The sequence below is a fragment of the Vibrio sp. 10N.247.311.49 genome, from assembly GCF_041467655.1.
In the GTDB taxonomy this organism is placed as follows: domain Bacteria; phylum Pseudomonadota; class Gammaproteobacteria; order Enterobacterales; family Vibrionaceae; genus Vibrio; species Vibrio crassostreae_C.
The window spans coordinates 23849-49959 of record NZ_JBFSVA010000029.1 but is presented as its reverse complement, the minus strand read 5'-3'; the positions used below and the strand labels follow the sequence as shown (position 1 = coordinate 49959).

Sequence of the window (26111 nt, the reverse complement as noted above, 5' to 3'; positions counted from 1 at the left end):
AAACCGGCAACCGTTAATAGCGGTTCTAGGGTTCAAATCCCTATCCCTCCACCACATTAAAGAAAGCCGCTGAGAAATCAGCGGCTTTTTTGTATCTGGCGTTTGCGTAAAGAACTTACGTATTTTCCACTACGCCACCTTTCGGCTCACTTCAAAACGCCCAATCAATTGGTCTAAACGGCTCAATGCATTGCCCATCAAGGACACTCGACGTGCGAGTTGCTTAGTAGACAGTTGTAAGTCAGATATTGAACGTTGGGCTTTATCTGCCGTTTGTCCATTTTTCTGACTGTTTTCATCTAAGTTAGACATCGTGGTAAAGAGGTCACTCACCGCTGATTGAATTTGCTCACTGCGAGCATTTGAGTCGACTGTTAAGTTTCCTTTACTCACATTCTCGACACCTCGCTCCATGGACTCAACAGCACTGCGAGACTTACTATGCAGCTCTTTCATTAGGTCACTAATATGGTTAGCAGCTTGTGAAGTTCGGTCAGCCAGAGTTCTTACTTCAGAAGCGACGACAGAGAACCCTCTCCCGTGTTCACCTGCTCTTGCCGACTCAATGGCCGCATTCAAGGCCAAAAGGTTAGTCTGCGCGGTAATGTCAGTAATGATATCTATAATGTCAGACACCTTAGTCATTTCATTATTCACCTCATTCACGCTATACGCCGAGCTTTCTACGATATTGCGAACAATCTCCATGCCTTCGACGGACTGATTGTACTCCTTCTCTGCGCTCAGGACGGCTTGTTTCATCACCGTGTCCATTTGCGTTGCTGAGACACTCGCATGAGTAATTTCGCTCTGTTGATACTGACTCAAATGAAGCATATTGCTTAACGCTTGTGATGCATCATCACTGGTTTGCTTCATCACGACACTGCGACGAAACATCGATTCCGAAACCTCTCTAACTTCGTGACTCGCATGGATCAACTCACTCACCGTGTTATCTAAATTGTCGATAAAACTGTTAGTCCAGCGCCCTAAGTTGCCAAGTTCATTATGACTGAATGTGGTGGGATCAAGTCTCCGACTTAAGTTGCCATCACCTTCAGCTAAGGTCTGCATTACCCCGGTCATTTCATGAATCTTCTTCGCTAGTGGTTTGGCGCTAACTAAACGGAATAAGCCCAATGAAAGCAACGCGCAAGCGAACATAATGCCACTCTGCATAAAAGGTGTGAGTGTATAAAGGTTGGCAAACAGTAATGGAACAAATAGAGGCAGTAGCATGCAGCTGATAAAGTGCTTAGATAAGGTATAACTTAGACTTCGGTCTCTGTAGACCTCTTCTAAATCGGACTCACACATCATGCCAAAGGTATCTGGTGAACCATCCAATTGAAAAGTGATACCTTTGCCAATAACGGGTATGTGGCGATAGTCAGAATACCCCGGATAACCAATAAACAAGTTATTGCCATTTTTAATGGTTTCTCTTACGCCTGGGTGAAGCTGATTAGTGGCTGGGTCTGTAAAGCGAATCTCAAATTCGGTGTGGTGCTGGATCTTAACCGTTCCCCAATCAGTATGAACCCCTTGCTTTAAGTTCTCGCCGTGTGAAAAGGTATTATCTTCAAAGCGAGAACGAGAGAGCGCAACACCCGGCTGAGTATGAGGATCATGAATGGAGTCGACCATAAAGATATAGTTATCACCCGACTCGCTATAAATATGCCCCGCTTCTCTTTGAATAATGTCACCAATAACATCATTTGGAACACGACCACATAGGAATTGCGGCGCCCCTTCATCCCGAGAAAAGGGGACATAAAACATCAGCGTTACTTGGTCATGAAACGATGAACTCGAAGCCCCTACGTTCAACGTGCGCTGATCCATATACGGCCCATGCAGATAACGCTTTGAAGCCCCTTCAACTAAAGCCTTCTTGTCTCCAAGGTTAACCCCTACATGCTCATGATAACTCGATGCTTGTGCTATCCCCTTAGCATCGACGATCGCCAACTCAGAAAAATCCGTACTGCGTTTAAGAAGGCTAGATAACGTCCCCTGTGCTTGCTCTTCCGTTCGACTTGCCAAATAAACAGCAGAGTCTTCTAAAAAGTCCCATTGATTCTTGACCCAGTTATGCAGAAGTTGAACTCGCGTGTGAGCAATACTTTCAAAAGCTTGTTCAAGCTCCTCCGTCCTACTTCGATTGAGGAAACAAGCTCTGCGCATAGCCAGTTTTCCTGTTGCGCCAAACCAATTAAGCCAACTACGTTCCTTGTCCGTCAGGTTCATTTTATCCCTTGTGTTTTTATAGACACATGGGTCAAGCAATTTACAGACCACAATTAACCACACAAATACGTAACTAATTAATAAAAAAGTACTTTATATGAGTCACAATGGTGCAAGCGTGTCTTTTATGGTGCAAAAGGCGCTTATTTCACACCATCATTTCAATGAACTATCAGCCGCTAATTTGAGAGGTTAACCGTGAACATGATAGGCCGCTTTTAACAGCTGCATGTGAATCGGCACCAGATCTTGGTGTTTAGTGCGGTACCCGCCACCGACTACGCAAGCCATCGGAATAGACTCTGATTTCGCTAATTCAATCATGAAACAGTCGCGCTCAAATATCCCTTGTGTCGAGACATTCAAATAACCCAGTTCATCGTCTTGATGAATATCTATCCCCGCATCATAAATAATCAGATCAGGTTGATGGTGAGCAATCGCTAACTTAGTGACTTGTTCAAAACAACGTAGGAACTCTTCATCTTCTGTTTCACGACTTAATGGCACATCTAAATCGGATAGCGGCTTTCGTGCAGGGAAGTTTTTATCGCAGTGGAACGACAGAGTAATGATGTCGTCGTTGTCTTGGCAAAGAGTTGCTGTGCCATCACCATGATGAACGTCGCTATCAACGATCAGCACTTTATCGATATGTTCAAAGGTCAGCGCGTGTTTTGCCGCTAAAACCAAATCGTTCAACAAACAAAAGCCACTGCCAAAATCATGATGCGCATGATGATAACCACCACTCAAATGAATCGCTAAACCAGTCTCTATTGCCATTTCAGCGGCCAAGCAGGTTCCACCACTTGAGTAGAGTGTTCTTTCGATAAGTTGCTCGCTCCACGGGAAACCGATACGTCTCATCTTTGCTGCAGGTAACTTACCAGACACGAGCAAATCAATATATCCGCTATCATGTACCTGTTTTACTTGCTCAACCGAAACCGGCGTTGGTTGGCACACTTCAAACTTGCACTTCCATCGAGGTTCGCTATTCATCAGCGCCTCAACAGCACTATGCAACAACTGATATTTGTTGATTGGGTAGCGATGACCTTCTGGTAAAGGTAACTGTGAATAGATTGGGTGGTAAATTAAAGGAATCATAATCAGGCTAATTGCGTATCTTTCTCAAAATCATAACAGCCTCAAACTTGGCGACAACTTTAATTAATGATAATGGTTATCATTGTTATTAATTATAAAGTAGAGACCATAATGAAAAACGTAATACTCATCTTTGGGGTGATCTGCGGCTCAGCGGCAGCAGTAATGATTTTTGTAGGAATGCTAATGGCCAGTTGGTGGAGCGTTGATTTTCTCGTGTTAAGCCATCAAACTTAACTAATTGAACTGAAAAGGAATCACCATGAGCGTTATTTTTATTACTGGAGCGAACCGCGGCATTGGCTTAAGCCTGACTCGACAATACTTGGAAAGTAATCACAAGGTGTACGCGACTTATCGTGATGACAATTCAGCAAAAGAACTGCTCTCACTCGCAGACCACAACACCAACCTTACCTGTATTCAATTAGAGATAACCGATTACCAAGCAGTAAGCCAACTCCCTTCGCAAATAGAGTCGATTGATATCTTGATCAACAACGCTGGCTACTATGGCCCTAAAGGCTACGGGCTGGGTAATACCGATGTTGAAGAGTGGCGTCGTGTATTCGAAGTCAACACCATCGCTCCACTAAAGCTTGTCGAAACGCTATTGCCTTTACTCAAAGACAGCGATATCAAAAAGGTCGCTTGTTTATCCTCTAGAGTCGGCAGTATGTCAGAGAACACCTCAGGCGGCGGTTACATCTATCGCTCCTCTAAAGCCGCTCTAAACTCCGTGGTGAAGAGCCTAAGCAACGACTTAACCGATGATGGCTTTACGGTGTTAGCACTGCATCCAGGTTGGGTGCAGACTGAAATGGGTGGCCCTAATGCTCTGATCGACACCGACACTTCAGCTTCCGGCCTGATTGAAGTCATCGAGTCAGCGAATACCGAAGTGAGTGGTCACTTCTTCAATTTCGATGGCAGCGAAATTGACTGGTAATCCACAGATGAATGCAGGGCATCTCTCAAACCTAGTTAAGCACTCAACGCTGTTTTGTCTAACAGTGATACTAGCTGGCTGTTTCAGTGATGGCCCCGGCGACTTGTTCGACGACTATCAAACAAAGATAGCCAGAGTACAAGATGCTGACGAGATAATAGAGGAATGGGAATTTGAAAGCCTACCGAGAAAACGAGAACTGCTGCTTGACGTGCCCTCACTCTCTATCGGCCTCATCGACAGCTACCAGCTTCGTCAGTGTGGATTGTTCAATCTGATTGCAGAAAGAAATTCGGTTCTGGGCAAGGTCGCGGATGAGTTTCGTAATTACGATTATCAAGTCGCGCTACTTGAAGGCGTGGGCAAATGTTTATCCAGTAATGAATTAGACCCAGAGATCGTAGAATTACTAAGAGAAATTGAGCAACAGAAACTCGCACAGTTTCCACTGCATCAATGGAATCTCATCTATGCCAGCGATGCTATGCAGTCACAAATGCGGGGTAGTCAGTGGTTACGCGCTGATATAGGCGATCAGGTAAGACAAACCGTTGATGCCTTACAACATATCAATCAAGCGTTAAACGTTCCGCTCGTTTCCGGCAAAACCACTGAGGTTCAAGAAGTATTAGAGAAGAGTTCGACCCTTGGGGATTTATACTACTCGCTCGCTCGGGCGTCAGTTGAGCTTGATACCATCACCAAACAGCTGACAACTTTTGATGACAAGATCATCTGTGGTAAACAACGAGACACCACTAAGTTCCGCTATCTCAACAATGTGTTCGAGCAACAATACATAGGTAAGGTTCAGCCTTACATGGCGCAACTGGATGGCTACTATCAGCACATAGCCCCGCAACTAGGAATGTTTGACGCGCAACCTGAACTGCACAGTTATTACTTTCCCATCCAAGATGCACATCAAGCCTTTCGATCATCCACTCGTCGCCATGTTGACTATTGGCAGCAACTGTTTAAACGTTGTGGCCGTAAAGTCGGTCGCTAATCCTAACCTCAATAAGTCTTAGCTTTTAGTGCTCTTTTTAGCGGAAGTACCTTTCTTAGCATACGTACCTGTCTTGGCGTAAGACTTCTTCGCCCCACCGCCTTTACGGCGTTTGAAGGCAGGTCTCTCGACTTTAGGAAGGTGGCGGAGTGATTCAGGAACTTCTCCCGTTTTTACTTTACCCATTAAACCATCAATCTTGCTTTCTAACGCTTGCATGAAAGGCTGATACGCTTGATTTCGTTCTGCCATGCCTTGCAGCTGGTGCTCCCAATGTGCCGTCATGTCTGGGAAGGTAGAATCCTCAGGTAAGGCATGAATCAAGCCTCTGCCCGCAGGGCTACTGTGAATACTCTTACCTTGGCGCGTTAGCAGCTGCCTTTTGAATAGAGTATCTAGAATACCCGCACGGGTTGCTTCTGTGCCAAGGCCATCGGTTTCTTTCAAAATGGCTTTGAGATCTTTGTTCGCAACAAAACGCGCGATACCTGTCATCGCTTGAAGCAATGTCGCTTCCGTGAAGTGTTTTGGTGGCTCAGTTTTCTTATCACCAATCACGCCTTCACGGCACGTCAACACCGTACCTTTATCCAATGGAGGAACCGTATCCGTGCCATCCCCTTTTTCTTCGGTATCCGTTTTACCCATCAACACCTTCCAACCCGGGTTGATAAGCTGACGCCCTTTTGCGATGAACACGCCACCAGCGATATCAAAGACCAGCTTAGCATCAGCAAAAACCGCAGGTGGGTAAAACTGCATTAGATACTGACGAGCGATTTGCTGATAGATTTTCATCTCGTTGGCAGACAGGCCGTTCACCGATGACTTCTTCGGAGTAGGAATAATCGCGTGGTGAGCATCGACCTTACTGTCGTTCCATGCTTTTGATTTAAGAGAAAGGTCCGCACCTTGAGCGCCACTTTGCAGCTCTTTCGCATTGTTAGCGATAGCATCAACGATCGATTCTCGCTGCGAGTAGTGCTCTTTAGGTAGATAGCGGCTATCAGAACGTGGGTAAGTGATGAGTTTGTGTTTCTCGTACAATGACTGACACGTATCTAACACCTGTTGAGCACTCATACCAAAACGCTTAGACGCATCAATCTGCAAGGCTGACAGCGAGTAAGGCAGTGGCGCAGCTTGTTTACTTTGCTTTTGCTCTGATTCCGTCACCGTCGCGGGTTGATTCGCAATTCGGTTAGCCACATTCTCAACCAGCTTTCGATTGAGCACGCGCCCTTCTTCATCTTGCCATGGTTTACATGCTTCGCTTGGCTTCCAACGCGCACGAATATCAAAGCTCTGGCCGTGATTTTGATAAGGGATCAAAGCGTGCAAAGTGAAGTAATCTTTCGGAATAAAGTTTTCGATCTCTTCATCGCGCCTTACCACCAAACCAAGTACAGGTGTTTGTACTCGCCCTACCGACAACACGCCTTGGTAGCCAGCCTTTTGACCCAGCAAGGTATAAGCTCGGGTCATGTTCATGCCATACAGCCAATCGGCTCTAGAGCGTGCCAAAGCTGAAATTGATAGTGGGATAAAGTCACGGTTGCTGCGCATTTGGGAAAGTGCACGTTTTACGGCAGGTAAGTTCAAGTCGCTGATCAATAACCTGTCCATCGACTCTTTCTTAGCCTTGGATACTTTGCAGTAATCAATCACTTCATCAACCAGCAGCTGCCCTTCTCTATCCGGGTCTCCGGCGTGAACAATTTGAGTGGCGTCCTTCAGTAGCTTTCGGATCACCGTAAGCTGTTTGCTGGATGTCTTACGAGGTCTTAGCTGCCACTGCTCTGGCACGATAGGAAGATCGGCCAAGTTCCATTTCTTATAACGGTCGTCATAAGCGTCTGGCTCAACCTGCTCCAATAAGTGTCCAATACACCAAGTCACCACATCCCCATTACCACATTTGATAAACCCTTGGTCCTTCTTCTGTGGATTAGGCAATGCAGCGGCAATCGCGCGGCCGAGGCTTGGTTTTTCAGCAATAATAAGGCGAGACATGTTTTTCCAGATGCTACAAACAATTAGGGCCACATTATCTAATGTGGCCCTAATAAATCAAGAAAAACTGGTTGTTTATACAGTTAGCATTCAAAAAACTACTGACTACTAAATATGCACGACTAAAACATGCCTAATACAAGCTTTCGTAACTAGCTGCCTTGTTTTGTATCTCCCAATAACTACGCGGGCCACTGCCTGCAATGGCTCTAGAAAAAGTAACGATTTTGACACTATATAATTGGTTTTATTTATTTTTTCCTAAAGAGAGAACTAACGTAATAATAATGAATTGAACTTAGTCAGCTTGGGGCTTTTATTGACCTAAATCAATACTCAAAGTTGGTGGTTCTCGTTTAATTGGGCACAATATGTTGTATTAGAAGTGCAAGTTAAGGCTATATGTAGTCTAAGGACAAATCGAATTTAGGGAGGTAACATGACTTATTCTAAGCAATAAAAAAGCCCACTCAAAGCGGGCTAATTTATCTGTATCACTCACGTTGTAATAAGCAGAGTTCAAAGTCTTTGTAGGAGAAGACTTTAAACTTTAAGACAACGATTATGATGGCTTGTTTCACGGCGAATCATATCAAAGTCTATGTAAAAAACAACGTGCTAAACTTACTTAAACGAGTATATGGGCATGTTTCAAAAGTTAAACTCTTTACTAGATGTAATAGAATCAGTTTTAGCGATTATCGACTTCTTAGTTGCTGAAGACTTTCAACTACCTACAGCTATTATGGCTTTTATCACCAGATTTAGTTTTTAGATTTAGTTGGGCAGCCCTATCTTGGGCTGCTTTTGCTCACTTATAAAAACTCAACGAACTTAGAGAAGTCGCGCTCTGGCACTTTCATTGGTGTACAGCCTGGAGTGCCTAGGTATAGGAAGCCAACAATTTCATCGTCGCCTTCTAGGCCAAATGCTTGGTGTACTTCTGGGTGGAACATCCATTTACCTGAGCGCCAAAAGCCTTGGAAACCTTGTGCGACTGCCGCCATTTGCATCGCCTGTGCAGCACAACCCGCAGACAGATGTTGTTCGATAGCAGGCACTTTCTCGTGCTCAGTTACTTTGGCAATCACAGTAATCACCATCGGAGCTCGGAACGGCGCTTTTTTTACTTTCTCGATAACCGCTTCTTCGCTGTCATCCGCTTCAGCGGCGCGCACCAAGATGTCTGAAAGCTTTTGTAGGCCTGAACCTTGCGCGATAACAAAGCGCCATGGTGTTAGTGCACCGTGGTCTGGAGCACGCAGCCCTGCTTTGATGATGTTTTCTAACGCCACACCTTCAGGTGCCGGATCAGAGAGTTTTGCGATTGAGCGTCTGTTGAGCAATAGATCCAAAGCATCCATTTGAAGTCCTTACTATTTCTTTATTATTTGTATACTTGAACTTTAGCACAGAATACAAACGATAATAAATCTCAACGGCTGTCCATTTAGGCTAGATTAGAAACAATAAAGGCTCCTAAATCTATGACTTAGGAGCCTTGTTCAAAATCTAACTCAGCAAATTAAGTAACAATATCTACTGATAAGATTACAGTTTGATAGCTGATTCTATAACTTAATCGCTAGCTCAACACCTTGACGAATTGCGCGTACTGCATCCAATTCACCCGCGTAATCGGCGCCGCCTATCACATGCAGTTTACCACCAAACTCTTGCCACATGTCTTCGAATGGACGAACTGACACCTGACCTGCACATACGATAACCGAGTCAGCATCCAGCACCTGCTCTTTCTTACCAACGCTGATATGCAGACCTTGGTCATCAATCTTGTTGTAGCTCACGCCACCCAGTAGATTAACACCGCGTTTTTCTAGTGTGCGTTTGTGAATCCAGCCTGTAGTTTTGCCCGGACCTTTACCAACACGACCCGCTTTACGCTGCATCACCCACACCGTTTTATCGCTGAATGAATCAGGGTAAGGGTAAAGTCCGCCTGGGTGTTCCATATTCTTATCGATGCCCCACTCATGCAGCCAATCGTCTAGGCTGTGTGAAGTCGGTTCTGTCAGCATGGTTGCCACATCGACACCGATACCACCAGCACCAACAATCGCGACCTTTTCGCCTACTGGTGTCTTTTCGCGAATCAAGGTTTGGTAATCGACCACGTTTTCTTGGTCAATGCCCTCAATATCGAGCTTTCTTGGCTCTACGCCAGCAGCCATCACCACTTCATCGTACTTCAACAACATCTCAAACGTTGCTTCCGTGTCCAGTTTCAGATTCACGCCGGATGCATCGATTTGGTTAGCAAAATAACGAATCGTTTCTCTGAACTCTTCTTTGCCCGGTATCTGCATTGCTAATCTAAACTGGCCGCCGATACGGTCATTTTTCTCAATCAAGTCAACCTTGTGTCCACGCTGGGCTAGTGTCGTCGCACAAGCTAAACCGGCTGGGCCTGCGCCAACAACCGCAATGGTCTTAGTCGCTTGCGCTGGCTGAACAACAATTTCAGTCTCGTAACAAGCGCGTGGGTTCACCAAACAGCTCGCACGTTTACCTTTAAACACGTTATCAAGGCAAGCTTGGTTACAACCGATACAGGTATTGATGAACTGAGCTTGGTCTTGAGCTGCTTTATTAACAAAATCCGGGTCTGCCAAGAATGGACGCGCCATAGACACCATATCAGCCTGCCCAGAGCTAAGAATACGTTCGGCCTCTTCTGGCGTATTAATTCGGTTACATGTCACCACTGGGATCGACACGTATGGTTTCACTTTTTCCGTCACCCAAGAGAATGCACCACGTGGTACTTGTGTCGCGATAGTCGGAACACGCGCTTCATGCCAACCGATGCCGGTATTGATAATAGTCACGCCTGCTTCTTCCAGCTTTTGAGCCAATAGAACAACATCTTCAAAGGTGCTGCCTTGCTCAACCAAATCCAGCATCGACAGTCGGAAAATAATAATGAAGTCGTCACCCACTGCTTCGCGAATCGATTTAACAATCTCCAGCGGGAAACGCATGCGCTTCTCATAAGAACCGCCCCATTCGTCGTAACGCATATTGGTACGTTTACAGATGAATTGGTTAATCAAGTAACCTTCAGATCCCATAATCTCAATGCCGTCGTAACCCGCGACTTGGGCGAGTTCGGCACTGTTGGCAAAGGCACCAATGGTCTTTTTAATTTGGCGAGGGCTCATCTCACTCGGAGCGAACTTGGCGATAGGCGCTTTAATGCCAGACGCACTTTGCGCGAATGGGTGCATCGCATAACGACCAGCATGCAATAGTTGAAGCGCAATTTTACCGCCGTGCTTGTGGACGGCTTCGGTAACAACTTGGTGCGCTTTAGCGTGCTTTACTTTACTGAATTCAGCACTGAATGGGGTTAATCTGCCACGTAAATTAGGAGAGAAACCACCGGTAACAATAAGGCCAACGCCTCCTTTTGCTCGCTCTTCATAAAACGCGGCGAGTTTGTGGAGACCTTCTTTATTTTCTTCTAAACCTGTGTGCATTGATCCCATCAATACACGGTTACGTAACTGAGTAAATCCAAGATCGAGTGGTTCAAGTAAATGTGGGTACATGGCAGACATCACTTCTATTATTTTATCCTTGTGGTCTGACCACAGTATAGTTCAATTACCAAAAGTTCAAACAACCGTTTACATTTTTGTAACACCGATCATAATGCAGAGCGTATTAATCGTTCAGAAGCCCTTAATTTGACTACACTTAATGAGAATATATATCGATTAACAATTCTTGGTGTAGTTTGAGCTTGGGAATTATCGTAGGATACTAAGCAGTTCATATTATTGAGATTAATGGTACTACGGCTTGTTAAAGCGACGTGATCTCACTGCGGAGACAGAATGAAAAAAATATTCAAATTTATAGGCATGATCTTTAAAGGGATTTGGAAGCTCATTACGTTTGTACGTCTTGCGCTGGTTAACCTAGTCTTTTTACTCAGTATCGCCATCATCTACTTTGTGTACTTCCATTCAGATACGGCTCAGCCCACTGTTCCACAGGATTCGGCTTTAGTGCTTAACCTGTCTGGCCCTATTGTGGAACAAAGCCGCTATATCAATCCGATGGATTCGGTCACAGGTTCACTGCTTGGCAAAGACCTCCCAAAAGAGAACATCCTGTTTGATATCGTTGAAACGATTCGCTACGCAAAAGACGATGACAAGGTTACAGGTATCGTTTTAGCACTCAAAGAGTTGCCAGAAACCAACCTGACCAAGCTACGCTACATTGCTAAGGCATTGAATGAGTTTAAAGCATCAGGCAAGCCGATTTATGCGGTGGGTGACTTTTACAACCAAAGCCAATACTACCTAGCCAGCTATGCAACTAAGGTCTTCCTATCACCAGATGGTGGGGTTCTTCTTAAAGGCTATAGCGCTTACTCGCTTTACTACAAAACGTTGTTAGAGAAACTAGACGTAAACACGCACGTGTTCCGTGTGGGTACTTACAAGTCAGCTATCGAGCCTTTCATTCGTGACGACATGTCAGACGCAGCGAAAGAGTCCGCTTCTCGTTGGTTAAGCCAACTATGGGGTGCGTACGTTGATGACGTCAGTAACAACCGCCAGATCGATGCTAAAACACTGAATCCAAGCATGGACACCTTCTTGAAAGAACTTGAGTCTGTGGACGGTGACATTGCAAAACTGGCCGAGAAACTTGGCTTAGTGGATGAGCTAGCGACACGCCAGCAAGTTCGACTAGAGCTTGCCGATGTTTTCGGCAGTGACGGCCAAGACAGCTACAACGCGTTTGGTTACTACGAATACCGTGCAACCATGCTTCCAGACATGACCAGTGAATCTCACGACGTTGCCGTGATTGTAGCGAGCGGCGCAATTATGGATGGCAAGCAACCGCGTGGCACAGTTGGCGGAGACACCACTGCAGCCCTACTGCGCCAAGCACGTAACGACGATAAAGTGAAAGCAGTTGTACTTCGTGTCGATAGCCCAGGTGGCAGTGCCTTTGCTTCTGAAGTTATCCGTAATGAAATAGAAGCGATCAAGCAAGCGGGTAAACCGGTTGTTGTGTCGATGTCGAGCCTTGCTGCTTCGGGTGGTTACTGGATCTCGATGGGTGCGGATAAGATCCTAGCTCAGCCAACCACACTAACGGGTTCAATTGGTATCTTCAGTGTTATCACCACCTTCGAAAAAGGGTTGAACGATATTGGTGTTTACACTGATGGCGTTGGCACCTCACCTTTCTCTGGTCTTGGTATTACAACTGGACTTAGCGATGGCGCGAAGGACGCGTTCCAAATGGGCATTGAAAACGGATACCGCCGATTCATCAGCCTAGTTGGAGAAAATCGCGGTCTGGAAGTCGATGCGGTCGACAAGATTGCTCAAGGTCGAGTTTGGACAGGTCAAGATGCGATTCAGAAAGGCTTAGTCGATGAGATTGGTGATTTCGATGATGCGGTTGCAGCTGCGGCTTCACTTGCAGAGCTTGAAAGCTACAACATCTACTGGGTAGAAGAGCCACTTTCGGCCACTGAACAATTTATTCAAGAATTTATGAACCAAGTTCAGATGTCGATAGGCCTAGATATTCAATCGATGATACCAAGCAGTTTACAGCCTGTTACTCAGCAGTTAGCTCAAGATAGCCAGCTGTTAGGCAACTTTAACGACCCACAAGGCCGATACGCTTTCTGCTTAAATTGCCAAGTTCAATAAGTTGAGCCAATAACTCAATAACTAAGGGGTGCCTCTGTGTGAGGTGCCTCTTTTTATTGCATGATAATTCGCTATAATCGCCCCCCTGTTCCCTACATCACACTAAGTATTAATCGCCATGGAAAGAAAACACATCTATATCGCGTACACCGGCGGCACAATTGGCATGCAGAAGTCTATTGACCACGGCTATGTTCCTGTCGCAGGTTTCATGGATAAGCAGCTAGCTGGCATGCCTGAATTCCATCGCCCAGAGATGCCTGAGTACACCATTCACGAATACTCTCCATTAATGGACTCTTCAGATATGACGCCACTTGATTGGCAGACTATCGCTGATGACATTCGCGCGAACTACGATAAGTACGATGGTTTCGTTATCCTGCATGGTACAGACACTATGGCTTACACTGCCTCTGCACTGTCTTTCATGCTTGAAAACCTCGGCAAACCTGTGATTGTTACGGGCTCTCAGATCCCACTAGCAGAGCTTCGTTCAGACGGACAAGCAAACCTGCTGAATGCGCTACACATTGCTGCAAACTACCCTATCAATGAAGTGACACTGTTCTTCAACAACAAGTTGATGCGTGGTAACCGCAGCACAAAATCACACGCAGATGGCTTCAATGCGTTTACGTCTCCAAACCTGAATCCTTTGCTAGAAGCGGGTATCAATATCCAACTTAGCAATAACGTAAAGGTAAACGAACAACCTGAAGGTGCTTTCAAGGTTCATAACATTACTCCGCAACCTATCGGCGTAATCACAATGTACCCAGGCATCTCACACGAAGTTATCCGTAACACGCTATTACAACCTGTTAACGCGATGATTCTGCTTACTTTTGGTGTGGGTAACGCACCACAAAACCCAGAACTGCTTCAGCACCTGAAAGATGCCTCAGAGCGCGGTGTTATTGTGGTGAACCTAACTCAATGTTTGGCTGGTAAAGTCAACATGGGTGGTTACGCGACAGGTTGTGCACTAGCAGAAGCGGGCGTGGTGAGTGGTTACGATATGACACCAGAAGCGGCACTGGCGAAGTTGCATTATCTATTAAGCCAAAACCTAGGCTACGAAGAAGTGAAGGCTCAGATGCAACAAGTATTGCGCGGTGAGATGAGCTTATAACCTGTTCAAGGATTCACGTTAAAGCCAGTTATTCTATGAAAGTAACGGCGGCTTAACGTGAACTAAATCGTTTTATTGCTTATAAATAAACGAGTTAAACTAAAAGGGGTGGCACATTGCCACCCCTTTGTTGTAATTTAAGCTTAATGATTCGGGTTAACCCTAACAATGTCTTCTTGATCTGACTTAAACTGTTTCTTTAGTTCAGACTTAGATTTAAAGCTAATCTCACCACCAGCTGCAATTGTCATATGTTGAGCTTCAGAGTTATGTTTAGATTGGTATAACATAACCGCTTGCATACACGAGTCGCGCTGTTCTTTTGAGAGCGCCGTACCTTCTGGCCATTTACCCGTTTCAACTGCGTAGGTTAAACGTTCGTAGACCTCGGGTGTCATTGCGCTAAGAAGTTGTTCTGCATCCATGGTAAAGCCTTAGTTTTAACAATTTTCACCAGAAAATAACCCGTAACAGAATTGAGTCAAGAACCTGACCGATAATAAGTGCATCTGATCACAAGTGAAGGAATATGAAAATTATGAAATGGTTGGCGATTAGCCTATTGCCTTTCACTCTGGTTGGGTGTCTTGAAGGGAACAAAAATACCGATCAACTGTGCCAAAGCAATCCGGGTCTTCAGTGTGAACAATTGAACATGAACGATGGGCAATGTCGTGTCGCACGTACCGACCTCATCTGGCATCGATTTGAAGTTCAGAAGCAACCCACCGAAATCAACAAAATTAAAGAATTCGAATTAGTCACTGCCTACAAAAAGTGCCTAGAGCTCGCGGCACAGATCGAAACGATCGATCAATCTAAGCTGCAAGAGCGTCGCTTTACCTCTTTAATGCACAGTATCGAAGAGTCTGAGCGCATTGTTGATGAGCTATCGAAATCTGATACACCGGAAACGCTTTACTTCTTGTGGTCGCAAACTGGGGACACCAATGCCAGACGCAGTTTCCTACAACTAGAAGGCTCTGAAGCGTTAAACACAGCTGAGATGCAATATGCCTTGGCAACCTTCTATACCACCCGCAATCATATAAAGACACTTAAGCTACTCAATAATGCGCTAACGCTTTCTAATGGCTCGGTAGCCAACACTCAAATCTTCAAGTCGATGGCCAGTATCAACCACAGCCTGGGACATATGGAAAAAGCGTACGTTTGGGCAATGGTTGCCAAAGACTTTGACGTGCCGATTGCTTCTGAAGCCGAGCTCACGGTGTTGTACCATTTCGACAAGGCAACCTATAAGAAGCTAAATAAAGACGCAGATAACATCGTCGAAGCGATTGAGGATGGAATTTACAGCCCTTCAATCGTCCCGAGTTACTGATCGCTTCATTTATAGTGTTCTTACTTAAGCTTCTTATTCACCTGCTTTCAAATAAAAACAGCTACCTTTTTGGTAGCTGTTTTTATTTGTACTAGAGTTAAATCTGAAATCTTGGGCGTTTCAGCATTCCTAAATCGACAAATGCGACCTGTAAGGATTAGACAATAGTTACAAGTTATTTCGTACTTTCGTCATTTTTGTTGAAAATTAACGACACTGAATTAACACAGAACCGTTCACCTGTGGTCTTCGGGCCATCTGGAAAAACGTGACCTAAATGGCTATCACAGGCGGTACAACGGATCTCTACACGCTTCATTCCGTGACTTAGATCTTCTATATAGCGTACTGCTTCATCATTCACTGGGGCATCAAAGCTTGGCCAACCACACCCAGAGTCATATTTGTTATCCGACAGAAACAAAGGGCTTTCACAGCATGTGCAGCTATAGACGCCAGTCTTATGGTTGTGCAGTAACTTGCCGCTATATGGGGCTTCAGTACCACGCTCACGACACACTGAAAATTCGTCGTCCGTTAGGCGCTCACGCCAGTATTCATCAGGCTTTATCATATTTCCTCCCTTTTGAATCACGTTAATATCTCTCCACATTCTCAGTTATTATATTTACTTTTTTCTATAAAGGCTTGCATATGAGTCGTTTTGTAGCACATACTTTCTCACCAGGAAACATTGTACATATACACTCATAAGTGAATCATCATTTAGGGGTATTTTACCCAACTGGAAGGGTACAGAGCCACTTGCAATGGTCAATTTTCAATCACTTACACCCAATTGTTAAGAAAAGCGTCGCTTTTTTTTGACATTAAACAAGTTAAGTCGGATTATCTATTGCAGATGTATACTGGATTCTGTAATTTTACTACCAGTTATCTTTAATCAGAAATTAAGTTGTGGAGCAACTACAATGACTATCAAAGTAGGTATTAACGGTTTTGGCCGTATCGGCCGTTTCGTATTCCGCGCAGCTCAAGAGCGTGCAGACATCGAAGTAGTAGGTATTAACGATCTAATCGACGTAGAGTACATGGCATACATGCTTAAGTACGACTCAACTCACGGCCGTTTCAACGGTACTGTTGAAGTTGAAGGCGGTAACCTAATCGTTAACGGTAAAACTGTACGTGTTACAGCTGAGCGTAACCCAGAAGACCTTAAGTGGGATGCTATCGACGTAGACGTAGTTGCTGAAGCAACTGGTCTTTTCCTAACTGACGAGACTGCACGTAAGCACATCACTGCTGGCGCTAAGAAAGTAGTTCTTACTGGTCCTTCTAAAGATGCAACTCCAATGTTCGTAATGGGCGTTAACCAAGCATCTTACGCTGGTCAAGACATCGTTTCTAACGCTTCTTGTACTACTAACTGTCTTGCACCTATCGCTAAAGTACTTAACGATAAGTGGGGCATTGAGTCTGGTCTTATGACTACAGTTCACGCTACTACAGCAACTCAAAAAACTGTAGATGGCCCTTCTGCTAAAGACTGGCGCGGTGGCCGTGGTGCTTCTCAAAACATCATCCCATCTTCAACTGGTGCTGCTAAAGCTGTAGGCGTTGTTCTTCCAGAACTAAACGGCCTTCTAACTGGTATGGCTTTCCGTGTACCAACTGCTAACGTATCTGTAGTTGACCTAACAGTTAACCTAAAAGAAGCTGCATCTTACGAAGAAATTTGTGCTGCAATGAAAGAAGCTTCTGAAGGCGAAATGGCTGGCGTTCTTGGTTACACTGAAGACCAAGTAGTATCACAAGATTTCATCGGTGAAGTTCAAACTTCAGTATTCGATGCTAAAGCTGGTGTTGCTCTAACTGACAAATTCGTTAAAGTTGTATCTTGGTACGACAACGAAATCGGTTACTCAAACAAAGTTCTAGACCTAATCGCTCACATCTCTAAGTAATTTCTTTTTAGAAATCGCTTTAGATAAGTATTAGCGAAGACTGTTTTGAGCAGACTTTGAAAAAGGCGACCTTAGTGTCGCCTTTTTAATGCCTGCTATCTTTTAAACCGCGTCTGTCTAAGCTCATCAAGATAGCCCAAACGCAAAATTCAATTCTAATACTGACTCTGCTTGTTACTCATGAAAACACAAGCATCACTCTAGTCAGCATTTGAATTCAATTTCCTTAGAAGGATCATGTAATGGATTTATCTACTCTACCTGCACTGGCGGTACTTTCTGACAACGTCACTATCGTTGAACACGAAGGTGTAAAACTGGTTCGCGTTATCCACGATAAAGCAAACGCAGCGATTTCACTGTTTGGCGGCCATGTGGTGTCATTCCAACCGCAAGGTCAAGAAGACCTAATTTGGATGAGCCAACAAGCTAAGTTCGATGGTAAAACGGCTCTGCGTGGTGGTATTCCAGTATGTTGGCCTTGGTTTGGCCGCATTGCAGCACCAGCACATGGTTTTGCCCGTTCAAGTGAATGGCAATTGGTTGAACACCGTGAAAGCGAAGCTGGCGTGATTGTTAGCTTAGGTCTGAAGCCAAGCGAAGAGACGCTAGCAGTATGGCCTCATCAGTTTGATGCTCGCTTGAATGTTGAGATCGGCGAACAACTAAAAGTAACGCTGGACGTGAAGAACACTGATTCTCAGCCATGGACTTTCTCTGGTGCACTACACACTTACCTAAACGTTGGCGATATCCACAACACAACCACCACTGGTATGGGTGCTGAGTACATTGATAGCCTGCAAGGTGGCAAGATCTGCCAAGGTGGATCTGAACTGGTACTGACCGACACGATTGACCGCGTTTACACGCAACCAGAAGCGCAAATCTTTGTTGCTGACAAGAAGCTGGATCGCACGCTAACAGTTGAAAACCACGGTCATAACTCTGCAGTACTGTGGAACCCGTGGGCAGAAGGCGCTGCGGGTATGGGCGACATGCAAGACGACGGTTACCTAACCATGCTATGTGTTGAATCAACACTGCACGCACCAAGCCTAGAAGCAGGAAAAACATTACAGCCTGGTGAAAGCCACCAGCTGATTACTGTGATTAGTGCCCAATAACCGTATAAATACAGTTATAAAAAACGATTTTTGAGCGGCTTTATGTCGCTCTTTTACTTTTTGGTTTTAGCTCGTTACACTTGCGCTGTCTATTCTCCTTTAGAGGTCTCCATGACTTACCAATGCCCTTTGTGTCACCAACCTTTATCTCAAAACGATCGTACGTTTAAGTGTGAAAAGAACCATCAGTTCGACCTAGCGAAAGAAGGCTACGTCAATTTGATGCCTGCGCACCACAAACGCTCAAAAGATCCAGGTGACAACAAAGAGATGATGCAGGCACGTCGTCGCTTCCTTGAAGGTAACCACTATGACCCAATGCGCCAAGCGGTGGTGACGTTGTGTTCTCGCTATCTACCAGAAGAGACGCCTAGCCTATTGGATATTGGTTGTGGCGAAGGTTATTACACCAACGAAATTGCTGTGAATCTTCAAGAAAAGAAAGGGGCTACGTTTGGCCTAGACATTTCTAAGATTGCTATCAAATACGCCGCTAAACGCTACCCTGCTGTCGACTTCTCAGTTGCATCAAGCCATCGCCTACCCTTTGCTGAAAACAGCTTAGACGGAATTCTACGCATTTACGCGCCTTGCAAGGCTGAAGAGTTACAACGCACCATCAAAGATAATGGTGTGGTGATCACCGTGACACCAGCTAGCCGACACCTGTATCAACTGCGTGATGCAATTTATGATGGCGTTCGCTTGCACGATGAAGATCCAGAAGTGATCGAAGGTTTTACGCTTGAGCATCAAGAGCAACTAAACTATATGATGGAACTATCGGGGTCAGATGCATTCGACCTGCTACAGATGACGCCGTTTGCTTGGAAGGCGAGTGAAGAGTTTAAACAACAACTCACCGAGGCAGAGCAATTCAACTGTGAAGCTGACTTTATGCTGCGAGTGTACCGCAAACAAATTTAATTGATATTGATTATCGTTTGCATTGAAATCTTATCTTGCCTCCTTTAGTATGCGTGTTCTTCAAGGAGGCATTTCATGCAACGTATTATTCTTATCGGATTAGCTACTCTTCTCACGGCTTGTGCTAGTCAACCTGCAAAAGACACTTCTCAAAAAGTGGCTCAAACGGAATCCGTTTCCACATTCTATGACTACCAGTTCGCTTCTCCACAAGGCGAAACACTTTCTCTCGATGCATTACCCGAGCAGCTGATTGACGCTGATGTGGTTCTAATTGGCGAATGGCACACGCATTCTGCCATTCACCGCTTCCAAACCGACTTCTTAAAAGCGCGCCGCAACGCAACATCAAACATTGCGCTTTCAATGGAACAGTTCACTCGAGAGCACCAAGCCACACTTGACCAATACTTAAACGGCGAAATTGGCGAACAAATTCTCATGTCTCAAGCGGCAGCTTGGCCAAATTACGAAAGTGATTACCGCGCGTTAGTTGAGTTCGCAAAAGCCAACGACGTCGATGTTATTGCGGCAAATGCACCAAAGCCATTCGTGCAGTGTATTGGCCGTAAAGGATTGCCTTACCTAGACCAATTATCGACCGAGCAACGCCAATGGATTGCTGCCGAAGTGGATACTGGCGATAGCCCTTACAAAGAAAAGTTCATGGCTTCTATGCATCACGGTACGCCAGAGCAAACAGAAAAGCAGTTTGCCGCTCAGGTTACCTGGGACGAAACCATGGCTGAGTCGATTGTGGATTACCTAGCATCAAACCCTGATAAACAAGTGATTCACGTGGCTGGCAAGTTCCACACCGAGGGTGGTTTAGGGACGGCGGCATCAATTCTACGTCGTAACCCTGATTTAAAAATCGCCATCATCAGCCCGGTTGAAGCGATCTCATCGGATAGCGGTGATTATCAGCTTGAAGTGCTTTCGCCGCCGGCTCGCTTTGTAAAGAAAGAGAACCGAATGAAGGCATACAAGCATCTGTCAAAACGTAGCGCTAGCCTAGAGTGTGAGTAGGATCTGTTGATCCACTCTTCTAAGCTAAAGAGTCGATGGGCTAATCCTAGATAATTAGCCCATCGTCACAACTTGATCACGTTCCCGTCATTCATCCTAACTCTATCTAAAATCAAACATTCTTATCGGCACAAGACTTGCTTAGTAAATAGACGATTTAACCAAGCAGACGAAAATGTAATGTGCGAATAAAAAAACATCACTATCGATGATTAATTGCACAAGTTTTTCACACCTCTGCCGATACTATATTTAAGGATAGGTAAGGAGAGCTATATGACGCCAGTAGGAACGAGTAATACTCAGCTGTATTCGCCTTCGCAGATGAACGCTAAGAGTTCAGCTAACGAAGCTGAAAAGCCTACACCGCTTAAGGTTGAGCAAAATACGGTTAAGCTTTCTGATGAAGGCAAAGCACTCTTATCTGCCCTAAAAGAAATTGATAAAGAAGCGAAGAAAGTCGAAGCAGAAAACGCGACAGTTACCGATAAAGTTGAGTCATTCGCTCATGGTGCCTTGGGTATGGATCACCCAGATAAGATTGAAGAAGAAGATGATGGTTCTTATTCAGCGGGGCAATACCTGTCCGCAGCGGCAACCGTAGGCGGTATTCTTCTCGCACTCATTTAGCCTTGCTAACCTATCGCATTCTCTAGAATAAAAGCGATTTATCGTTACGACAATAGACCCGATTAGGTCTAAAAAACGAGTTCATTCCATAATTCCGCTCTCATTTTAATGGAATAATACTCGTGAAAAACACTTTTGAGCTTATCGATAAGCCAACCTTTTTTGGTGCTATAGCACTCCTACTCACGATAGTTTTCCCGCTCATTTTGTTCCCTGCACAGGGCGCAGACTGGATTGCGGTTGCGAAAACATTCATGACTGATCAACTCGGATTCCTGTATCTTGCTCTAGGTCTCGCAGCCTGTGCATTTATGGTGTACGTAGTATTCAGTGATATGGGACAAATTAAACTGGGCGAAGCTGATGAAGAGCCTGAGTTTAAAACTGCATCATGGGCTGCCATGCTATTTTGTGGCGGTATCGGTGCAAGTATCTTGTATTGGGGCTGTATTGAGTGGGCTTACTACTACCAATCACCGCCTTTCCAACTAGAACCTGGCAGTGAAGAAGCAGTACGCTGGGCTGCGACCTACGGCCTATTCCACTGGGGACCAATCGCATGGTCTATCTACCTAATCCCGGCAATTCCTATCGCTTACTTCTTCTACGTACGTAAACAACCTGTTCTAAAGATTTCAAGCGCATTAATGCCTGTTCTTGGTGAACACCGTAGTAAAGGCGTACCAGGAAAGATCGTTGATATCCTATTCATTTTCGGTCTATTAGGCGGCGCTGCAACAACATTAGGTTTAGCCGCTCCTCTGATCACTGAAGGTCTAAATCACCTATTTGGTCTACCTAAAAATAACCTAACGCAAGTGATGGTGCTTTTAGTGTGTACTGCGATTTTTGCTTACTCATCTTATGCTGGATTGGAAAAAGGCATCAAGATCCTAAGTAACATCAACTTCTGGGGTGCGATGGGTCTACTGGCTTTCGTTCTGATCGCGGGTCCAACAATCTTCATGTTAGAAACAGGCTTAGACTCAATTGGTCGTCTACTGTCTAACTTCTTCGTGATGGCAACGTGGGCTGAACCATTTGGTGGTTACGGTACATTCGAAAACACTCACTTCCCACAAGACTGGACGATTTTCTACTGGGCATGGTGGCTAGTATTTGCACCGAGTATGGGTCTGTTTGTTGCGCGTATCTCTCGCGGCAGAACCATCAAACAAATGGTGTCAGGGTCGATCTTCTTTGGTTCTCTAGGTTGTTTCCTGTTCTTCATGATCTTAGGTAACTACGGCCTATCACTGCAGCTTTCTGGTGAGCTAGATGTCGTTACCATTTTGAATGCGGAAGGCGCAACCAAAGCTATCTTCTCGATGCTTGCACAATTGCCAATGAGCACGCTGGTTATCGCTGTATTTACAATGCTGTGTATCATTTTCACGGCAACAACATTTGACTCTATCTCATACATCCTAGCGTCTGTTGTACAAAATAACGTGACCGAAGAGCCAATGCGCTGGAACCGTATGTTCTGGGCATTTACTCTGTCGTTCTTACCAACGATTCTAATGTTCTTAGGCGGTCTAAGTACGCTACAAACGGCGGCGATTGTTGGTGGCTTACCACTGCTTGCTATTTCTGTGATGCTGATGATTTCAGCGGTTCGTGCGACTAACCTCGACCTACGCCATCAAGATGCGTATATCGAGCCAACGATCAACATCGAAGAACTGCCAGACATGGACCCTTGGTCTGCTGAAGGTATGGCGTTGGCTCAGTTTGAGAAAGAAAGAGATGCAGCACAAGAAGCCGCAGAACTTGAGCGTGTTGCTTACACAGAACTTGCCGCAGTGAAGAAAGAAATTCGCGCTTATGTGTTAGAACAAGGTTCACAAATGGAAACTCACGAGTTACCAGAGAACCTACAACAAGCACTTGATCAGGCCGAGAGTAATCTTAGTGCCGCACAAGCGAAAAAGATCGAGTTATCTGAGCAAGCTCAGAATGCTCGTATCACGTTCAATCAGGTGGTTGCAGACTTACCGCTTGCTTGACATTAGCCATGACACAGTCCATTGATTTGGACCCTCCTAAATACGACAAAGGCTCACAGAAATGTGAGCCTTTTTTTATTCGGGTGATTGACTAGTCTTCGTTAACTAGCGGTTCGGGTGGTTCAAGATGTGATCTTCCCAATCGACAACATCGATTTCGTATACCACTTTGTTACGAACGCTTTCACCTGCTGCATGCATCTCTGTTTTTGATCCGGTGATCAACGGGTGCCATTCAGGAATCGGCTTAGATTCTGATAAAAGGCGGTAAGCACAAGTGTCTGGTAGCCAGTGAAACTCATCGATCTTGTCACGAGTCAGCTTCAAACACTCTTCACCTGAAGTGAAGCGGTTCGGGTAATCTTTACACGAACATGTTTTGTCGTTTAACCAGCTACACGCCACATTGGTGTAGTAAACTTCATCGCTATCTTCATCCATTAGTTTATGTAGGCAGCACTTACCACAACCGTCGCAAAGTGATTCCCACTCATTCTTGGTCATCTGTTCTAGTGTCTTTTCTTGCCAAAATGGATTCGTCATAGGATTACTTCTTACTCTTTTACTGGGGTGCGTGTTATACCGCTAGCCCATAAAAAGTTCAAGGATAATAATTGTTCATTCTTTGATTCAATCAACAGCTGTCACTCTCATCATTTTTTGCTACTATCGCGCACCCTGTTATTTAGTGAGTTTAATTTGATGGAATGTCGCCTAGGTTGTGGAGCATGCTGTATCGCTCCAAGTATTACATCTGCTATTCCTGGAATGCCTAATGGTAAGCCTGCTGGGGTACGCTGCATCCAATTAAATGAGCAAGATCTCTGCAAATTATTTGGTCAACCTTCACGCCCGAAGGTATGTCACCAATTCAAAGCTTGCCCTGTCATTTGTGGTAAAACCGACCAAGAAGCGCTTGATAACCTTATTGAGCTCGAAGCAATAACTTAACAATACTTTTCTTCTTATATATGCCCAAGATTTCACAACTTTGATAGAACTAAACTATCTTATTGATACTGGTAAAGATTAATAAGGATAGTTATGAATAAGTATATCGCAGAAATGTTCGGTACGTTTTGGTTGGTGTTAGGCGGTTGTGGTAGTGCCGTCTTAGCCGCGGCTTTCCCTGATGTGGGAATTGGTCTACTCGGAGTTTCCCTTGCCTTTGGTTTAACCGTACTCACTATGGCTTTCGCTATTGGTCATATATCCGGTTGCCACCTCAACCCTGCTGTCACCATCGGTCTATGGAGTGGTGGTCGCTTTGATGGCAAGGATGTTGCGCCTTATATTATTGCCCAAGTGATTGGCGGTATTATCGCGGGCGGCGTGTTATTTGTGATTGCTTCAGGCCAAGCAGGCTTTGACGCTGCGGCATCTGGCTTTGCTTCAAATGGTTATGGTGAACACTCACCGGGCGGCTACTCGCTCACAGCAGCTCTCGTTTGTGAAGTGGTCATGACCATGGTGTTCCTATTCGTGATTATGGGCGCGACGGATTCGAAAGCACCCGCTGGGTTTGCACCTATCGCAATTGGTCTTTGTTTGACCCTAATTCACCTTATCAGTATCCCTGTAACCAATACCTCGGTGAATCCTGCGCGAAGTACTGGTGTAGCCGTATTTGTCGGTGATTGGGCCGTTTCGCAATTGTGGCTATTCTGGATTGCACCGATTATTGGTGCCGTGATTGGCGCGATGATATACAAAGCGGTGAGAGGTTCAGATTAAGCGCTGAAAAACGTCTAAAGCAATAAAAGAAAAAGCCGCTTAGTGATGCTTCACCAAGCGGCTTTTTTAGATCTTATGACGACCGAGTAAGGAGTGCGAAAGCGTGGTGCCATCCACCAGCTCTAGCTCACCACCAACGGGAACACCATGAGCGATACGGCTAGCGTTCACTTCATGGGCATTACATAGCTCAGCAATGTAGTGCGCTGTCGCTTCCCCTTCAACTGTTGGGTTAGTCGCTAGGATTACTTCCGAGATATCACCACGACGCAGGCGGTAGTCCAAAACATCGAGACCGATGTCACTTGGACCAATACCATCAAGTGGTGAAAGATGACCCATCAATACAAAGTAACGACCTGAATATTGGCCAGTTGCTTCGATAGCTGCAATGTCTGCAGGGCTCTCTACTACACAGATTTGACCATTTTCCTGACGTTTAGGATTGGTACAAATGTGGCAAGTATCTTCTTCAGTAAAAGTACGGCACTCATTACAGTGACCAATTTCGGTCATTGCTTGGCTAAGAGCTTCAGCCAACTGTAGGCCGCCTTTTCTATCGCGCTGTAACAAATGAAAGGCCATACGCTGCGCCGACTTGGGGCCAACCCCAGGTAGACAACGTAAGGCCTCCATCAAATGCTCCAGCATATGACTGGTACGCATATTTAACCGTTCTAATGTTCAGGTAATAGCCTGTTCAACACAAACCACCACCTGAATTAACCTTTAAGAATAAGTTACTTAGAAAGGCATCTTCATACCTGGTGGAAGTTGCATTCCGCCAGTTACGCTAGCCATTTTCTCTTTTTGAGTTTCTTCAACGCGACGAGCCGCATCGTTGAAAGCAGCAGCGATAAGATCTTCAAGCATCTCTTTATCGTCTTCCATTAGGCTTTCATCGATATCAACACGGCGAACGCTGTGGCTACCAGTGATCGTTACTTTTACAAGGCCAGCACCTGACTCACCTGTAACTTCCATATTTGCGATTTCTTCTTGAAGCTTTTGCATGCGCTCTTGCATTTGCTGGGCTTGCTTCATCATGTTGCCCATACCGCCTTTACCAAACATGTTAATACTCTCTGGTCTAATTGGTTTATTAAAATTAATTAAGCTATACGAGCTTAAATGGGGGTTAAAACAGTGTGATTCAACCCCTCGATGTTCAGTTCTCAGATTTGCTTATCTGGGAT

At 45.1% G+C, this 26111-nt stretch carries 23 protein-coding genes; 13 read left to right on the top strand and 10 right to left on the bottom strand.

The features are described from left to right. Nucleotides 1-129 precede the first annotated feature (129 nt). The gene (locus tag AB6E54_RS20275) at nucleotides 130-2256 is read right to left on the bottom strand and encodes a methyl-accepting chemotaxis protein (RefSeq protein WP_372107084.1); all 2127 of its coding nucleotides are present in this window, start codon (nucleotides 2254-2256) and stop codon (nucleotides 130-132) included. A gap of 192 nt (nucleotides 2257-2448) precedes the next feature. Beyond that, entirely contained in the window at nucleotides 2449-3369 is a 921-nt protein-coding gene (locus AB6E54_RS20270; RefSeq protein ID WP_372050838.1) for a histone deacetylase, read from the bottom strand. Between the two features lie 262 nt (nucleotides 3370-3631). Here AB6E54_RS20270 and AB6E54_RS20265 point away from each other — a divergent pair, with 262 nt between their 5' ends. Both AB6E54_RS20265 and AB6E54_RS20260 read left to right on the top strand, forming a co-directional pair. Next, nucleotides 3632-4318: an SDR family oxidoreductase gene (locus tag AB6E54_RS20265; protein ID WP_017059372.1), complete on the top strand. Its 687-nt coding sequence runs from the start codon at nucleotides 3632-3634 to the stop codon at nucleotides 4316-4318. Continuing rightward, a complete protein-coding gene (locus tag AB6E54_RS20260) occupies nucleotides 4296-5327 on the top strand; it encodes a DUF3080 domain-containing protein (protein WP_372107085.1) in 1032 nt (343 codons plus the stop codon). The genes AB6E54_RS20265 and AB6E54_RS20260 overlap by 23 nt, the downstream gene beginning before the upstream one ends. Nucleotides 5328-5345: 18 nt before the next feature. On the opposite strand, the gene AB6E54_RS20255 is transcribed toward AB6E54_RS20260, so the two are convergent. The 3 genes from AB6E54_RS20255 to AB6E54_RS20245 form a co-directional block, all read right to left on the bottom strand. Beyond that, a complete protein-coding gene (locus tag AB6E54_RS20255; protein WP_017063444.1) occupies nucleotides 5346-7340 on the bottom strand; it encodes a DNA topoisomerase III in 1995 nt (664 codons plus the stop codon). A gap of 815 nt (nucleotides 7341-8155) precedes the next feature. Further along, on the bottom strand, nucleotides 8156-8704 hold the full coding sequence (locus AB6E54_RS20250) for an NAD(P)H nitroreductase (protein WP_017059376.1): 549 nt from the start codon (nucleotides 8702-8704) through the stop codon (nucleotides 8156-8158). Nucleotides 8705-8911: 207 nt separating this feature from the next. After that, a complete protein-coding gene (locus tag AB6E54_RS20245) occupies nucleotides 8912-10921 on the bottom strand; it encodes an NADPH-dependent 2,4-dienoyl-CoA reductase (RefSeq protein ID WP_017070327.1) in 2010 nt (669 codons plus the stop codon). 279 nt (nucleotides 10922-11200) lie between these two features. On the opposite strand from AB6E54_RS20245, the gene sppA reads away from it, so the two are divergent. Together sppA and ansA are read left to right on the top strand one after the other, a co-directional pair. Beyond that, complete coding sequence (sppA, locus tag AB6E54_RS20240; RefSeq protein ID WP_372107087.1) at nucleotides 11201-13051, top strand: signal peptide peptidase SppA; 1851 nt, start codon at nucleotides 11201-11203, stop codon at nucleotides 13049-13051. 118 nt (nucleotides 13052-13169) lie between these two features. Further along, nucleotides 13170-14186 carry an asparaginase gene (gene ansA / locus AB6E54_RS20235; RefSeq protein ID WP_019823767.1) on the top strand — a complete coding sequence of 339 codons (1017 nt, stop codon included), beginning with the start codon at nucleotides 13170-13172 and terminating at the stop codon, nucleotides 14184-14186. 143 nt (nucleotides 14187-14329) lie between these two features. On the opposite strand, the gene AB6E54_RS20230 is transcribed toward ansA, so the two are convergent. Further along, nucleotides 14330-14611 (bottom strand): YeaC family protein, encoded by a 282-nt coding sequence (locus tag AB6E54_RS20230; RefSeq protein WP_010437067.1) that lies wholly within the window; start codon nucleotides 14609-14611, stop codon nucleotides 14330-14332. A 113-nt stretch (nucleotides 14612-14724) separates the two neighbouring features. Between AB6E54_RS20230 and AB6E54_RS20225 the strand changes: the two genes are divergently transcribed. After that, complete coding sequence (locus AB6E54_RS20225) at nucleotides 14725-15531, top strand: DUF2989 domain-containing protein (protein WP_372107100.1); 807 nt, start codon at nucleotides 14725-14727, stop codon at nucleotides 15529-15531. 175 nt (nucleotides 15532-15706) lie between these two features. Here AB6E54_RS20225 and msrB read toward each other — a convergent pair whose 3' ends face one another. Continuing rightward, the gene (msrB, locus tag AB6E54_RS20220; protein ID WP_080582205.1) at nucleotides 15707-16144 is read right to left on the bottom strand and encodes a peptide-methionine (R)-S-oxide reductase MsrB; all 438 of its coding nucleotides are present in this window, start codon (nucleotides 16142-16144) and stop codon (nucleotides 15707-15709) included. Between the two features lie 319 nt (nucleotides 16145-16463). Here msrB and gap point away from each other — a divergent pair, with 319 nt between their 5' ends. The 6 genes from gap (at nucleotide 16464) to AB6E54_RS20190 (ending at nucleotide 23181) form a co-directional block, all read left to right on the top strand. After that, nucleotides 16464-17459: a type I glyceraldehyde-3-phosphate dehydrogenase gene (gap, locus tag AB6E54_RS20215; protein WP_017059382.1), complete on the top strand. Its 996-nt coding sequence runs from the start codon at nucleotides 16464-16466 to the stop codon at nucleotides 17457-17459. 242 nt (nucleotides 17460-17701) lie between these two features. Then, nucleotides 17702-18586, top strand: a complete 885-nt coding sequence (locus tag AB6E54_RS20210) for a D-hexose-6-phosphate mutarotase (RefSeq protein ID WP_102332525.1) — start codon at nucleotides 17702-17704, stop codon at nucleotides 18584-18586. Nucleotides 18587-18697: 111 nt separating this feature from the next. Continuing rightward, nucleotides 18698-19513 (top strand): 23S rRNA (guanine(745)-N(1))-methyltransferase, encoded by an 816-nt coding sequence (gene rlmA / locus AB6E54_RS20205; RefSeq protein ID WP_102332526.1) that lies wholly within the window; start codon nucleotides 18698-18700, stop codon nucleotides 19511-19513. Between the two features lie 75 nt (nucleotides 19514-19588). Continuing rightward, nucleotides 19589-20542 carry a ChaN family lipoprotein gene (locus tag AB6E54_RS20200; protein WP_017059385.1) on the top strand — a complete coding sequence of 318 codons (954 nt, stop codon included), beginning with the start codon at nucleotides 19589-19591 and terminating at the stop codon, nucleotides 20540-20542. A 276-nt stretch (nucleotides 20543-20818) separates the two neighbouring features. Continuing rightward, on the top strand, nucleotides 20819-21172 hold the full coding sequence (locus tag AB6E54_RS20195) for a hypothetical protein (RefSeq protein WP_017070749.1): 354 nt from the start codon (nucleotides 20819-20821) through the stop codon (nucleotides 21170-21172). A gap of 122 nt (nucleotides 21173-21294) precedes the next feature. Beyond that, the gene (locus tag AB6E54_RS20190) at nucleotides 21295-23181 is read left to right on the top strand and encodes a BCCT family transporter (protein WP_372107089.1); all 1887 of its coding nucleotides are present in this window, start codon (nucleotides 21295-21297) and stop codon (nucleotides 23179-23181) included. Between the two features lie 105 nt (nucleotides 23182-23286). On the opposite strand, the gene AB6E54_RS20185 is transcribed toward AB6E54_RS20190, so the two are convergent. Beyond that, a complete protein-coding gene (locus AB6E54_RS20185; protein ID WP_102332528.1) occupies nucleotides 23287-23724 on the bottom strand; it encodes a YcgN family cysteine cluster protein in 438 nt (145 codons plus the stop codon). 159 nt (nucleotides 23725-23883) lie between these two features. Here AB6E54_RS20185 and AB6E54_RS20180 point away from each other — a divergent pair, with 159 nt between their 5' ends. Next, a complete protein-coding gene (locus AB6E54_RS20180; protein ID WP_017059389.1) occupies nucleotides 23884-24132 on the top strand; it encodes a YkgJ family cysteine cluster protein in 249 nt (82 codons plus the stop codon). 93 nt (nucleotides 24133-24225) lie between these two features. Beyond that, nucleotides 24226-24915, top strand: a complete 690-nt coding sequence (aqpZ, locus tag AB6E54_RS20175; protein ID WP_017059390.1) for an aquaporin Z — start codon at nucleotides 24226-24228, stop codon at nucleotides 24913-24915. A gap of 66 nt (nucleotides 24916-24981) precedes the next feature. Here aqpZ and recR read toward each other — a convergent pair whose 3' ends face one another. Both recR and AB6E54_RS20165 read right to left on the bottom strand, forming a co-directional pair. Next, nucleotides 24982-25581: a recombination mediator RecR gene (gene recR / locus AB6E54_RS20170; protein WP_019823189.1), complete on the bottom strand. Its 600-nt coding sequence runs from the start codon at nucleotides 25579-25581 to the stop codon at nucleotides 24982-24984. Nucleotides 25582-25659: 78 nt separating this feature from the next. Next, on the bottom strand, nucleotides 25660-25989 hold the full coding sequence (locus AB6E54_RS20165; RefSeq protein ID WP_017062338.1) for a YbaB/EbfC family nucleoid-associated protein: 330 nt from the start codon (nucleotides 25987-25989) through the stop codon (nucleotides 25660-25662). Nucleotides 25990-26111 lie beyond the last annotated feature (122 nt).